The sequence below is a fragment of the Herbaspirillum sp. GW821-FHT09A12 genome (assembly GCF_059418325.1).
In genome coordinates this window covers 121,565-135,429 of the sequence record NZ_JBWKPR010000005.1, presented here as the reverse complement: position 1 = coordinate 135,429, position 13,865 = coordinate 121,565, and the positions used below count along the sequence as shown (strand labels likewise).

The 13,865-nt window shown below is 66.5% G+C and carries 12 protein-coding genes; 8 read left to right on the top strand and 4 right to left on the bottom strand.

All coding sequences use genetic code 11. From position 1 onward, the window contains the following. Positions 1-28: 28 nt before the first annotated feature. From AC07N6_RS14225 to tkt, 4 genes are all read right to left on the bottom strand, one after another. On the bottom strand, positions 29-538 hold the full coding sequence (locus tag AC07N6_RS14225; protein WP_494782543.1) for a hypothetical protein: 510 nt from the start codon (positions 536-538) through the stop codon (positions 29-31). Positions 539-763: 225 nt separating this feature from the next. Then, a complete protein-coding gene (gap, locus tag AC07N6_RS14220; RefSeq protein ID WP_494782542.1) occupies positions 764-1,777 on the bottom strand; it encodes a type I glyceraldehyde-3-phosphate dehydrogenase in 1,014 nt (337 codons plus the stop codon). A 211-nt stretch (positions 1,778-1,988) separates the two neighbouring features. After that, positions 1,989-2,552, bottom strand: coding sequence for a GNAT family N-acetyltransferase (locus AC07N6_RS14215; RefSeq protein WP_494782541.1), 564 nt, complete (start codon positions 2,550-2,552; stop codon positions 1,989-1,991). A gap of 18 nt (positions 2,553-2,570) precedes the next feature. Further along, positions 2,571-4,565: a transketolase gene (gene tkt / locus AC07N6_RS14210; RefSeq protein WP_494782540.1), complete on the bottom strand. Its 1,995-nt coding sequence runs from the start codon at positions 4,563-4,565 to the stop codon at positions 2,571-2,573. A 261-nt stretch (positions 4,566-4,826) separates the two neighbouring features. Between tkt and AC07N6_RS14205 the strand changes: the two genes are divergently transcribed. From AC07N6_RS14205 to AC07N6_RS14170, 8 genes are all read left to right on the top strand, one after another. Next, entirely contained in the window at positions 4,827-5,552 is a 726-nt protein-coding gene (locus AC07N6_RS14205; protein ID WP_494782539.1) for a 16S rRNA (uracil(1498)-N(3))-methyltransferase, read from the top strand. Positions 5,553-5,905: 353 nt separating this feature from the next. After that, positions 5,906-7,741, top strand: coding sequence for an allophanate hydrolase (gene atzF / locus AC07N6_RS14200; RefSeq protein ID WP_494782538.1), 1,836 nt, complete (start codon positions 5,906-5,908; stop codon positions 7,739-7,741). Between the two features lie 70 nt (positions 7,742-7,811). Then, positions 7,812-8,828: an ABC transporter substrate-binding protein gene (locus AC07N6_RS14195; protein WP_494782537.1), complete on the top strand. Its 1,017-nt coding sequence runs from the start codon at positions 7,812-7,814 to the stop codon at positions 8,826-8,828. A 5-nt stretch (positions 8,829-8,833) separates the two neighbouring features. Further along, entirely contained in the window at positions 8,834-9,691 is an 858-nt protein-coding gene (locus AC07N6_RS14190; RefSeq protein ID WP_494782536.1) for an ABC transporter permease, read from the top strand. Continuing rightward, complete coding sequence (locus AC07N6_RS14185) at positions 9,688-10,545, top strand: ABC transporter ATP-binding protein (RefSeq protein ID WP_494782535.1); 858 nt, start codon at positions 9,688-9,690, stop codon at positions 10,543-10,545. Before AC07N6_RS14190 ends, AC07N6_RS14185 begins: the two co-directional genes overlap by 4 nt. A gap of 60 nt (positions 10,546-10,605) precedes the next feature. Next, complete coding sequence (locus AC07N6_RS14180; RefSeq protein ID WP_494782534.1) at positions 10,606-11,703, top strand: BMP family ABC transporter substrate-binding protein; 1,098 nt, start codon at positions 10,606-10,608, stop codon at positions 11,701-11,703. Positions 11,704-11,776: 73 nt separating this feature from the next. Then, on the top strand, positions 11,777-12,952 hold the full coding sequence (locus tag AC07N6_RS14175; RefSeq protein WP_494782533.1) for an ABC transporter permease: 1,176 nt from the start codon (positions 11,777-11,779) through the stop codon (positions 12,950-12,952). Beyond that, a complete protein-coding gene (locus AC07N6_RS14170; protein ID WP_494782532.1) occupies positions 12,945-13,865 on the top strand; it encodes an ABC transporter permease in 921 nt (306 codons plus the stop codon). The genes AC07N6_RS14175 and AC07N6_RS14170 overlap by 8 nt, the downstream gene beginning before the upstream one ends.

The following is a 13,865-nucleotide window of genomic DNA, read 5'->3' as shown; positions in this document are numbered from 1 at the left end:
CCGAGGGGCGTTTTTGCTTTGCTGCGCCTCAGTACTTGGGCGTGGGCTTGCTGTCGTCGTCGCGGCTGGCGCGGCGGTCGCCGGCGCCGCTGTCGCGCGAGGAACTGCTATCGCGGTCGCGCGAACGATTGCTGTCGCGGGTACTGTCGCGGTCACGCGACCGGCTGGAGGAATCCTTGGCATCCCTGCCATCCTTATTGTCCTTGTTGTCCTTGGCCGGCTCAGGCGGCGGCGGGGGCGGTGGCGGCGTGACGGTCTGGATGTTCTTGGCCGCCATGTATTCGTGCATGTCCTTCCAGCCGGCAAAGATGCCTGCCTTCAGGGCCTCCGGATTGCGCTGGTAGCAATCTTCCAGGGTCTGGCCGGCCTGGCGGCAGCCGGCGCCCAGGGCGATGCCTTCGGCCTTGGCCTCCTCCGGGGTCTGCTTGGGCTTGGAGAAGCTGCTGATGTAATCGCACGCGGAAAGCGAAAAGGCGACACCGGCGATCAGGGCCAGCCTGGCAACGAGGCGATGCGCTTGGAATGAGGTTGCTGACATTACGTCCCTCTTGTGGATTCGGATTGGCGTTATTTGAAATGCAATGCCGCAAACGGATGAAAGGCCATTGCAAACCGAAGTTTGCAACAGCCTTTCGATCTTTTGCAGGCTGATGACATATTTTCACCGGCCTGCGCAAGCTTGCATCCGAGGAAAAGAACCCGAATCAGCCCGGAAATTGACGATACCGGCCGGAAAACTTCCCGCGCCGGTATCGAGCGGGCCTTACTTGGCGCTCGCCAGGGCCACGGTGGTGTCCAGCATGCGGTTGGAGAAACCCCATTCGTTGTCGTACCAGGACGAAACCTTGACCAGGCGGCCGGAGACCTTGGTCAGGGTGGAGTCGAAGTTGGACGACGCCTGATTGTGGTTGAAGTCGACCGATACCAGCGGCTCGGTGTTGTAGGCCAGGATCCCCTTAAGCGGACCGGCTTCGGCAGCGGCCTTCATGATGGCGTTGACTTCGTCCACGGTGGTGTCGCGGGCGGCGACGAACGACAGGTCGACCAGCGAGACGTTGATGGTCGGCACGCGGATCGCGAAACCGTCCAGCTTGCCGTTCAACTCGGGCAGCACCAGGCCGACCGCAGCGGCAGCGCCGGTCTTGGCCGGAATCATGCTCATGGTGGCGGAGCGAGCACGGCGCAGATCTTCGTGGTAGACGTCGGTCAGCACCTGGTCGTTGGTGTAGGAGTGCACGGTGGTCATCAAGCCGTTCAGCACGCCGATCGTGTCGTTGAGCGGTTTGACCAGCGGCGCCAGGCAGTTGGTGGTGCACGAAGCGTTGGAGATGACGGTATCCGTTGCCTTGAGCACGCCATGGTTGACGCCGAACACGACAGTCGCGTCCACATCCTTGCCGCCCGGAGCGGAGATGATCACCTTCTTGGCGCCGCCCTTGATGTGGGCGCTGGCCTTTTCCTTGGTGGTGAAGAAGCCGGTGCATTCCAGCACCACGTCCACGCCCAGCTCGCCCCATGGCAGCTCGGCCGGGTTGCGCTGCGCCAGCACCTTGATGCGGTCGCCGTTGACCACGATCGAGTCGCCGTCGACGGTCACGGTGCCCGGGAACTTGCCGTGCGCGGTGTCGTACTGGGTCAGGTGGGCATTGGTCTTCGGATCGCCCAGGTCGTTGATGGCGACGATCTCGATGTCGTGCTTCTTGCCGCCTTCGTAGTGGGCGCGCAGGATATTGCGGCCGATGCGGCCATAACCGTTGATTGCGACGCGAATTGCCATGCTCTTCTCCTTAAGGTATTAAAAAATCAATGCAAACCGGTTCGGCCGGAAAACCGCCCGCAGCAAGAGAGGCTACTGGGGCGGCCGGGTCGCTCCCGGCCATTTTTCGGTCTTTTCCGGCCTTGTTCTTGCGTATTGTTCTGGCCCTGCCCTGCACCGGATGACCTGCGTCTCAGGCAAACCTTCCGGCTGATGATTCCCTGCCGCCCGCTTAAGACGGCCTAGGACTTAGCTGGCGCCAGACGAAACCGACTTCGTCCAGCTCGCTGCCGTCGTCCCAGGTGAAGGTCTGCTCGAACAGCTGTTCGGCGCCCAGCGCCTTGAAAAATTCCCGCGCGCCTTCGTTCTTGGCCAGCACCCAGGCCATCAGTCCGGTGGCGCCGGCGCTGATCAGGGTCGCCGCGACATTGGCCAGCAGCTTCTTGCCCAGGCCGCGGCGCTGCTCGTCGGGCAGCACGCAGATGGCAGAGAGCTCGGCGTCGCAGCCGAACTTGCTGTCGGCCAGCGTCATGCCCGAGGCGAAACCGATGATCTCGCCGCCGGCTTCGGCCACGAAGGTGCAGGCCGCGTCCGAGGATGCGCCCAGCACCTGCTCCCACAGCTTCACGCTCTGCTCGGGCTGCAAGCTGTCCAGGTAGCTGTCGGGCACCAGGCCACGATAGCTGGCGCGCCAGCTGTCGATGCGCACGCCGGCAATCGACGCCGCGTCCGAAGCGCGGGCGCGCCGGATCGTGACTTCCTCGGCCGGCGCGCCCGTTGCTGCTGCTTGTGTCATTGCGTTGTCCTCAGGGGGTCAGGCCAGCAATTGCTTGGCCTTGCCCACCACGTTCTCGACGGTGAAGCCGAAGTGCTTGAACAGCACGCCGGCCGGCGCCGATTCGCCGAAGGTGTCGATCCCGACCACGGCGCCGTCCAGGCCCACGTACTTGTACCAGAAAGCGGTCACGCCGGCTTCGATGGCCAGGCGCGGCAAGCCGCGGGGCAGCACGGATGCCTTGTAGGCGGCGTCCTGGCGGTCGAACACGTCGGTCGACGGCATCGACACCAGGCGCACGGCGATGCCTTCTGCCGCCAGCGCGTCGGCGGCCTTGGTGGCCAGTTCGATCTCGGAACCGGTGGCGATGATCACCAGCTTGGCGCCGGCGGCATCGCGCAGCACGTAGCCGCCGCGCGCGATGTCCTTGATCTGGGCCTCAGTGCGTTCCTGGAACGGCAGGTTCTGGCGCGAGAAGATCAGGGTGCTGGGGCCGTCGTTGCGCTTGATGGATTCAGCCCAGGCCACGGCGGACTCGGTGGTGTCGCATGGACGCCAGTTGTCCAGGTTGGGGATCAGGCGCAGGCTGGAAACGTGTTCCACCGACTGGTGGGTGGGGCCGTCTTCGCCCAGGCCGATCGAGTCGTGGGTGAACACGAACAGCGAACGCAGCTTCATCAGCGCGGCCATGCGCAGCGCATTGCGGCTGTAGTCGGAGAAGGTCAGGAAGGTGGCGCCGAACGGCAGGTAGCCGCCGTGCAGGGCGATGCCGTTCATGATGGCGCTCATGCCGAACTCGCGCACGCCGTAGTTGATGTGGTTGCCGGCCTGGTCGGCGCGCACCGCCACCGATTCCTTCCAGTTGGTCAGGTTGGAGCCGGTCAGGTCGGCCGAGCCGCCCAGGAATTCCGGCAGCGCCTGCGCATAGGCCTGGATGGCGTTCTGGCTGGCCTTGCGGGTGGCGATGTTTTCCTTCTTCTCGACGGTGGAGGCGATGTAGGCGGCCACGGTCTGGTCGAAATCGGCCGGCAGCTCGCCCTTCAGGCGGCGCTGCAGTTCGGCGGCTGCGGCCGGGAACTTGGCCGAATAGTCGGCGAACGTCTTGTTCCACGCGCCTTCCAGTTGCGCGCCGTTGGCCTTGGCGTCCCATGCCGAATAGACATCGGCCGGGATCTCGAAGGGGGCGGCAGTCCAGCCCAGCGCTTCGCGCACGGCGGCGATTTCCTTGTCGCCCAGCGCGGCGCCGTGCACCTTGTCGGTGCCGGCCAGGTTGGGCGAACCCTTGCCGATCACGGTACGGCAGCAGATCAGGGTCGGCTTGTCGGCCAGCTTGGCCTGGTGGATGGCGGCATTGACCGCTTCCACGTTGTGGCCGTCCACGGCCGGGATCACGTTCCAGCCGTAGGCTTCGAAGCGCTTCGGGGTGTCGTCCTTGAACCAGCCTTCGACATGGCCGTCGATGGAGATGCCGTTGTCGTCGTACAGCACGATCAGCTTGGACAGGTTCAGCACGCCGGCCAGCGAGCAGGCCTCATGCGAAATGCCTTCCATCAGGCAACCGTCGCCGACGAAGGCATAGGTGTAGTGGTCGACCACGGCCAGGTCGGGCTTGTTGAATTCGGCCGCCAGCAGCTTCTCGGCCAGCGCCATGCCCACCGCGTTGGTGATGCCCTGGCCCAGCGGGCCGGTGGTGGTTTCCACGCCCGGGGTGATGTGCACTTCAGGGTGGCCGGCGGTCTTGGAATGCAATTGGCGGAAGTTCTTGATCTCTTCCATCGGCAGGTCGTAGCCGGTCAGGTGCAGCAACGCGTAGTGCAGCATCGAACCGTGGCCGTTGGACAGCACGAAGCGGTCGCGGTTGGCCCATTGCGGATTGGCGGGGTTGTGGCGATAGTGCTTGGCCCACAGCGCCACGGCGATTTCCGCCATCCCCATCGGCATGCCCGGGTGTCCAGAATTAGCTTTTTGTACAGCGTCCATCGCCAGCGCGCGGATCGCGTTGGCCATCTTGTCGGTGGGGAGAGTGGAAATCATGTCGGTGTCAGAGAGTTGCTGGATGCGCCCGCAGGCGCCAAAAACCTGTGTCGGGGAGCCAACGCCCTGTTGCCGCCGGCTCCGGTGCTGCCATTCAAATGCAAACCCCGGAAATATCCGGGGTCGCGCGGGGCTGTATTTTACCAGAGAGCGCCCGAACCCAAGCCCTCCGCGCCACAAATGGGCCGGGAGCGGGGGTGGAGGCGGTAAAATCCCGGATCGCCCCATGATCGCCCCATATTTACCGCCAAGCGCCCATCCATGCCCCGTTTCTTTTGTCCGCAACCTCTCAGCATCGGGGCATCCCTAGTGCTGCCCGACCACGTAGCCCATCACGTCCAGGTGCTGCGGCTGCAGCCGGGCGAGCATGTCACGCTGTTCAACGGCGAAGGCGGCGAATACACCGCCACCCTGAGCGCCATCGAAAAAAAGCGCGTCCATGCCGAAATCAAGACCTTCTCCCCGCGCGAGGCCGAGCTGCCCTACGCGCTGACGCTGGCGCAGGCGCTGCCGGAAGGCGCCAAGATGGACTGGATCGTGGAAAAAGCCGTCGAACTGGGCGCCACCGCGCTCGTCCCGCTGGCCGCGCAGCGTTGCGTGGTGCGGCTGTCGGGCGAGCGGGCCGAAAAAAAGCAGGCGCATTGGCAAGGCATCGTGCAGTCCGCCGTCGAGCAATGCGGCCGCAATCGCCTGCCGCACCTGGCCGAATTGTCCGAATTTCGCCGCTGGATCGCCCAGAGCGACCTGCACCGCCGCATCCTGCTGTCGCCGCGCGGCGAGCAACCGCTGTCGAGTTGGGCGCGCCATCATCCGCCGCAGGCGGTAACGCTGATCGTCGGGCCCGAAGGCGGCTTCAGCACGGAGGAAGAAGACCTTGCCTGCGCACAAGGGGCGCTGATGCTATCGATGGGACCGCGGGTACTGCGCACCGAGACGGCGGGAATGGCTGCCTTGACGGTGCTCAATGCGATCTGGGGCGAGATGTAACGGCGAGCGCGTTTCTTCCTCTATATATAGACCAACATAGACCGGCTCCCGGCCTGGCCTCGTCCGCACGCCAGTTTCCTTGCGGCAGATGGCCCTCAAGCCCCCCGCCATTGCCGGCCAGCCGTCCCCCGGCGTCGTTTGTCGTGCGCATCACCCCTTTGCACGACCGAAAACAGCGCACGCCGCCCCATTTTGTACCGCCAACCGACGTCCGTCGCCTGATTGCCTCCTTGCAATTCACGCCGCAAAGCGGCGCCAGCGCTTGATTCCAGCCGGAACATAGCCTTTCCGGATCTGCTGGCACACCTCCTGCTTAAAGATATTCATTCTTGTATTCAAGATTGAATATAACCATGCCAGCCACTCATCACCTACGCCAGGAACCCGCTTCGGCAGTCGATCGCCCCACCATCGCTGCGCTGCTCGCCGCCTACCGCAGCGGCGCCACCACGCCCGGCAGGATGTGCGCCGAGTTGCTGGCGCGCATCGATGCGTCCGACCGCAACGAGGTGTGGATCAGCCGCATCGCCGCCAAGCAACTGAAGCAGCAAGCCGCCGCGCTGGACCTGATGCTACAGATCAAGGGCGAAGCCGTGTTCGAGGCCATGCCGCTGTTCGGCATCCCCTTCGCGGTCAAGGACAACATCGACGTGGCCGACATGCCGACCACCGGCGCCTGCCCCGAATTCAGCCATGTCCCCACGGCCAGCGCCACTGTGGTCCAGCGCCTGCAAGCCGCGGGCGCGCTGCTGGTGGGCAAGACCAACCTCGACCAGTTCGCCACTGGCCTGGTCGGCGTGCGCTCGCCCTATGGCGCGGTGCGCAATGCGATCAATCCGGAATACGTCTCCGGCGGCTCCAGTTCCGGCTCTGCCGTCGCGGTGGCGCTGGGCCAGGTATTGTTCTCGCTGGGCACCGACACCGCCGGCTCGGGCCGCGTGCCAGCCGCCTTCAACCACCTGGTCGGGCTCAAGCCCACCAAGGGACTGATCAGCGCGCAGGGCCTGCTCCCCGCCTGCCGCACGCTGGACTGCATCTCGATCTTCGCGCACGACGTCGCCGACGCCTGGCGCGTGCTGCAAAGCGCGGCCGGCTATGACGCCGCCGACGCCTATGCGCGCAAGCCGGCGATGCTGGGCGTGAAGCGCCGCGGCTACCGCATCGCCGTCCCCGCACAGCCTGAGTTCTGCGGCGACGCCGCAGCGCAGGAAGCCTACGAGCGCACGCTGTCGCAAATCGCCGCCATGCCCGGCGTGGCAATCGCCAGGATTCCCTTCGACGCCTTCACTGACGCCGCCCAGTTGCTGTACCAGGGCCCCTGGGTCGGAGAACGCCGCGCCGCGCTGGGCGACTTCTTTGTCCGGCACGGTGCGGACATGGATCCGGTGGTGCGCCAGATCACCGCCCAGGCCGACAACTACGACGCCGTCGACGCCTTCAACGCCCAGTACCGCCTGGCCGACCTGCGGCGCGAAGCGGAGACGCTGCTCGAAGGCAGCGACCTGCTGCTGGTGCCCACCACCACTACCTTCCCCACCATCGCCGAAGTCCAGGCCGATCCGGTGGCGCGCAATTCGCAATTGGGCTACTACACCAACTTCGTCAACCTGATGGACATGGCGGCGCTGGCGATACCCGGCACCTGGCGCCGCGACGGCCTGCCGGCCGGCGTCACGCTGATCGGACCGGCCGGTTCCGACCACCTGCTGGCCGAAGCCGGCGCGCAGTTCCAGCGCCTGCTGGGCGGCGCCGCGCAGGCCGACGCCATCGCCGCCGCGCCGCTGCCCTTCAACGAAACCACGATCAAGGTCTGCGTGGTCGGCGCGCATCTCAGCGGCCAGCCGCTGAACTGGCAATTGCTGGAAGCCGGCGCGCGCCGCGTCGCCGCGACCAGCACCGCCGCCCGTTACCGGCTGTACGCCCTGGCCGGCACCACGCCGCCCAAACCGGGGCTTGCCCGCACCACCGCCGGCGACGGCGCCGCCATCGCGGTGGAAGTATGGGAGATGCCGCTGCGCCAGTTCGGCGGCTTCGTCGCCGCGATCCCCGCGCCGCTGGGCATAGGCACGGTGGAGCTGGCCGACGGCAGCACGGCCAAAGGCTTCATCTGCGAGCCGGCCGGCATCGCCGGCGCCGCCGACATCACCCGCCACGGCGGCTGGGCGGCCTACCTGACCTCGCTGGCCTGATGCCGCCCCTGAACCCGACACGTTTCGCATCGCACCTGAACCTCTCACCACGGAGCACGCAATGAAAAAGATGTCCAAAGCAAACGTCCAGCGGCAGGCAGCCAGCCCGTCGCGCCGCAGCTTCATCGCCAAAACCGGCGCGGTCGCGGCCACCGCGGCCATCGCCGGCGCCCCCGCCATCCTGCGCGCGCAGAGCGTGCCCATCCGTATCGGCTACTGGCCGGTGGCCGCCGGCCTGCCCTTCTACGCCGCGCTGGAAGCGGGTTACTTCAAGCAAGCCGGGCTCGACGTGCAGGCGCTGAAATTCGCCGGCGCCCAGCAGGTGATGGAAGCCATGCTCTCAGGCCGCGCCGACGGTTCGGCCAACGGCACCGGCGCCGGCAACCTGGCCATCGGCGAAATCGCCCAGCCGGGCTTGTTCAAGATCTTCGCCACCAATCCGAGCAATGCCAAGTACGTGCTCGACGAGTTCCTCGTGCCCAAGGACAGCCCGATCAAATCCATCGCCGAACTCAAAGGCAAGAAGGTCGCCTCCGGCCCCGGCATCCAGAACGTCACGCTGGCCAAGACCGTGCTGGAACGCGCGGGCGCTACCGGCGCCACGGTGGTGGAACTGCCCATCGGCCAGCACGTCGCCTCGCTGGCGGCGGGCCAGATCGACGCCGCCTACACGCTGGAACCGACCGGCACGGTCGGCCGCATGAACAACACCACCCGCATGCTGGAAGCCGGCGTCATCGCCAAATACATCCTGGGCGACCCGATGGCGCCGTGGCATGGCGGCGCCGCCGCGCTGACCACCGACTTCATCAAGCAGCATCCGGCCGAGGCGAAGAAATACATCGCCGCCTACGCGCGCGGCATCGAGCTGGTGCGCACCAATCCCGACCGCGCGCGCCCCTACCTCAAGGGCTACACCGCCATCGAAGGTTCGCTCACCAACGAGGTGCCGCTGGCGGCCTACATGCTCTACAACGAATTCAAGGCCAGCGATATCGCCTACTTCCAGAAGTTCTATGACCTGTTCGTGGACAAGGGCGTGTTCTCGCAACGCATCCTGGTCGACAACCTGATCTACAAGGGCTGAGCGCCATGAGCGATTCCGCCGTCACCGCCCGCGAGACGGGCCAGGCCGGAGAAAGCGCCGCGACCGCGCCCACGCGCGCGACGGCCCGGCCCCAAACCGGGCGCAAGCCGCCCTCGCTGCGCCGCCTGCTGCCCTTCATCGGCCCCATCGCGCTGTTCGTGGTGTGGGACCTGGTGGTGCGCGCGGGATGGATCAAGGCCATCCTGCTGCCGCCGCCGGGCGTCACGCTCATCACCATGGTCAACGGCCTGGCCGGCGGCGCGCTGCTGACCGACTTCACGGTGACAGTGGCGCGCACGCTGGAATCCTTCCTCATCGCCGCCGTGCTGGGCGTGCCGCTGGGTGTCCTGCTGGGCAGCAACGAGCGCGCCTACCGCAGCGTGGAGTTCCTGATCGACTTCTTCCGCTCCACGCCGTCGTCGGCGCTGATCCCGCTGTTCCTGCTGATCTTCGGCGTCTCAGATATCAACAAGGTGGCCATCGCCGCCTTCGGCGCCTTCCTGATCGTGCTGTTCAACAGCGCCTACGGCGTGCTCAACGCGCGCAAGCAGCGCGTGATGGCGGCCAAGGTGATGGGCGCCTCGCGCTGGCGCATCTTCTGCGACGTGCTGATCTGGGAAAGCCTGCAGCCCACCTTCGTCGGCCTGCGCAGCGCGGTGTCGATGGCGCTGGTGATCGTGATCGTGGCCGAGATGTTCATCGGCTCCGAAAACGGCCTGGGCCACCGCATCATCGACGCCCAGCAGGTGCTCAACGTGCGCGAGATGTATGCCGCCATCCTCGCGGCCGGCGCGCTGGGCTATGTGTTGAACGTGGTCTTCATCGTCATTGAAAAACGTATCGTCCACTGGAGCGGAAGATGAGCGTCGTGATCAGCCCCAAAGTCGAGCTGCCCCCGCCAACCCCGTTCGTGCCGGGGCCGCCGGGCACCCACATCACCATCCGCGGCCTGACCAAGCATTTCGCCGGCTGGCCGCTGTACCAAGACTTCGACCTCGACATCCCGAAGAACCGAATCGTTTCCGTGTTCGGCCCCAACGGTTGCGGCAAGTCCACGCTGATCAACATGATCGCCGGCCTGATCCCGATCGATGCGGGCCAGATCCTGTTCGACGGCAAGTCGCTGGCCGACACCAAGATCGGCTACGTCTTCCAGAACTACCGCGACGCCATGTTCCCGTGGCTGCGCACCATCGACAACATCGCCTATCCGCTGAAGCTGGAAGGCAAGTCCAGGTCCGAGATCAGGAACCGCGTCGACGAGCTGGTCGCCTCCTTCGACGTCAAGTTCGACCTGATGCGCTATCCGTATGAGCTCTCCGGCGGCCAGCAGCAGACCGCCTCCATCATGCGCGCGCTGGCGCCGGGGCCGGAGGTGCTGTTCCTCGACGAGCCGTTCTCGGCGCTGGATTTCGAGATGACGCTGTTCATCCGCGAAAAGCTGCAGGAAGTCTTCATGCAGACCGGCACCACCATGGTCCTGGTCTCGCACGACCTGGAAGAGGCGGTCTACCTGGCCGACGACATCCTGCTGCTGACCAAGCGCCCCACCGCCGTGGCCGACATCCTGCACTACGACGATCCGCGCCCGCGCACGGTGGAGACGCTGTCGCAGCCGAGCTTCATCTCGGCCAAGAAGCTGTCCATGGAAATCTTCCAGCGCGAGGTGCGCAAGCCGGCACGCATGCAGGCGCCGGGTCGGCTGGCGCTGTCCTGATTTTTCCGATCTGTAGCGATCCCCTCCAACCACGAACGTCCCGACCAGGAGCACAACAACATGCAGAACCGCCGCGATTTTCTGAAAATGTCCGGAGCCGCCGCACTGGGCGCCGCCCTGCCGCTGGACCTGCTGGCCGCCGGCCCGCTGACGGTCGGCTTCATCTACGTCGGCGCACGCGACGATTTCGGCTACAACCAGTCGCACGCGCAGGCCGCCGCCATCATCAAGAAGATGCCGGGCGTGAAGGTGATCGAAGAAGAAAAGGTGCCCGAGACCGTGGCCGTGCAAAAGACCATGGAAGCGATGATCCAGCAGGACGGCGCGCAGTTGATCTTCCCCACCTCCTTCGGCTACTTCGATCCGCATGTGCTGAAGATCGCCGAGAAATATCCCAAGGTACGCATCGCCCACTGCGGCGGCCTGTGGACCGCCGGCAAGCATCCGATGAACGTGGGCAGCTTCTTCGGCTACATCGAGGAATGCGAATACCTCTCCGGCGTGGCGGCCGGCCACATGAGCAAGAGCAAGAAGCTGGCCTTCGTCGCCGCCAAGCCGATCCCGCAGGTGCTGCGCAACATCAATGCCTTCACGCTGGGCGCGCAGTCGGTGGATCCGGCCATCACCACCCATGTCATCTTCACCGGCGACTGGTCGCTGCCGGTCAAGGAAGCCGAAGCCGCCAACAGCCTGATCGACCAGGGCTGCGACGTCATCACCTGCCACGTCGACGGCCCCAAGGTGATCGTCGAGACCGCCGAGAAGCGCGGCGTGATGACCACCGGCTACCACGCCAGCCAGGCCGCGCTGGCGCCCAAGGGCTACCTGACCGGCGCTGAATGGAACTGGGCCACGCCCTATACCGAGATCGTCAAGGCCACGCTGGAAGGCAAGCCGATGATCAACTTCCTGCGCGGCGGCCTGAAGGACAACTTCGTGAAGATGTCGCCCTACGGCGCCGCGGCCTCGGCTGCGGCGAAGAAGAAAGCCGACGACATCAAGGCGCAGATGCTGGCCGGCAAGTTCCAGATCTTCAAGGGGCCGATCAAGGACAACAAGGGCGCCACCGTGATCCCGGCCGGCACCACCCAGGCACAGACCGACGTGGCGCTGGAGAAGATGAACTACCTGGTGGCCGGCATCGTCGGCCAGGTGTGATCCACAATACCTGCCATAACAGACGCGGCGCGCGCGGGCGCGCCGCCCCGGTTTCCGTGCACGGGATATCGCCATGACTTCAGTACCTGTCCCTGAACCTGCCGCCAAGACCGCGCCGCCGGCAGCAGCGGCCGTGCCGCCTTATCTGCGGCTGCGCGCCGCCCTGCTGCATGCCGCCACGCCGGCGCTGCCCACGCTGTTCGCGCTGGCCGGCACGCTGCTGCTGTTCGTGCTGTTCCTGCTGCTGCAGGGCAGGCCGGCGGGAGAAGCCTGCCTGCTGATCTACCAGGGCGCCTTCGGCACCATGTTCGCCTGGCAGAACACGCTGCAGCGCGCTGCGCCGTTGCTGCTGACCGCGCTGTGCGTGGCCTTGCCGGCGCGCGTGGGCCTGATCGTGATCGGCGGCGAGGGCGCACTGGCCCTGGGCGGGCTGGCCGCAGCGCTGATGCCGCAACTGGCGCCGGCCTTGCCGCCCATCGCCACGCTGGTGCTGATGGCGCTGGCGGCGATGATCGCCGGCGGCCTGTGGATCGCGCTGTGCGGCGGCCTGCGCCAATGGCGCGGGGTCAACGAGACGATCTCCAGCCTGCTGCTTTCCTATCTCGCGGTGGCCCTGTTCAAGCACCTGGTGGAAGGCCCGCTGCGCGATCCCGCCAGCCTCAACAAACCCTCCACCCGGCCCCTGCCGGATGCCGACATGGTGCAGTCCATGCCCTGGCTGGACGTGCATTGGGGACTGGCATGGGGCGCCGTCGCCTGCGTCGCGGCCTGGGTGTTCCTGCGCCACGGCGTGACCGGTTTCGCCATGGGCATCGTCGGCGGCAACGTGCGCACCGCGCGCCTGGTGGGCTTGCCGGTGAATCGCCTGATCCTGGTCGCCTGCGCCATGGGCGGCGCCGCGGCCGGGCTGGCCGGCATGTTCGAAGTCGCCGCCGTGCACGGCAGCGCCAACAGCGCGCTGCTGGCCGGCTACGGTTTCTCCGGCATCCTGGTGGCCTTCGCGGCGCGCCAGAACCCGCTGGCCATCATCGTGTGCGCAGTGGTGATCGGCGGCGTGGAAGCCAGCGGCAGCCTGCTGCAGCGCCGCCTCGACCTGCCCGACGCCACCACGCTGGTGCTGCAAGGCCTGCTGTTTTGCAACCTGCTGGCCTGGGAAGCCGTCACCGGCCGCCTGGCCGCCCTCAAGCTGCGCTGGCAGCAGCAGGCGCAACCCACGCCCGGCCCTGCCAAGGAGAGCGGCCATGCATGACTTCGATTACGCCACCCTGCTGCTGGCGCTGTTCGCCGGTGCGATCCGGGTCGGCACGCCCTTCCTCTTCGTCAGCCTGGGCGAATGCCTGACCGAGAAAGGCGGCCGCGTGAACCTGGGGCTGGAAGGCATCCTGGTGTGCGGCGCCATGACCGGCTACGCGGTGTCCTTTTTCTCCGGCTCGGCCTGGCTGGGCGTGCTGGCCGCGGGCGGCTCCGGCCTGCTGCTGGGCGCGCTGCACGGGCTGGTGTGTTCGCTGCCGCGGGTCAACGACATCGCCTTCGGCATCGCGCTGATGCTCTTGGGCACGGGGCTGGCTTTCTTCCTCGGCAAGCCCTTCATCCAGCCGCAGGCGCCCATGCTGCCGTCGATCGACCTGGGCGCCTGGAGCAGCAACGAGCGCCTGCATCATGCGCTGCAGATCAATGCCTTGTTCCTGGTCGGCGTGGCGCTGGCGCTGCTGCTGCAATGGGGCCTGTCGGCCACGCGCTGGGGACTGGCGTTGCGGCTGGTGGGCGACCATGCCGAGACCGCCCGCGCGCTCGGCTATCGCCTCAACGCCACGCGCATCGCGGCCACCGCGGCCGGCGGTTTCCTGGCGGCCGTCGGCGGCGCCTATCTCTCGCTGTACTACCCGGGCAGCTGGAACGAAGGCCTCTCCAGCGGGCAAGGGCTGATGGCGGTGGCGCTGGTGATCTTCGCCCGCTGGCAGCCGTGGCGCTGCCTGCTGGCGGCGCTGCTGTTTGGCGCGGCCGGCGCGCTCGGCCCGGCCTTGCAGGCGGTGGGCATCACCTCCGGCTACTACCTGTTCAACGCCGCGCCCTACGCGCTGACGCTGTTGATCATGATCCTCACCTGCCGCCCCGACCGCACGCTCTCGAGCGCGCCGGGCGAACTCAGCCTGACCCGATAA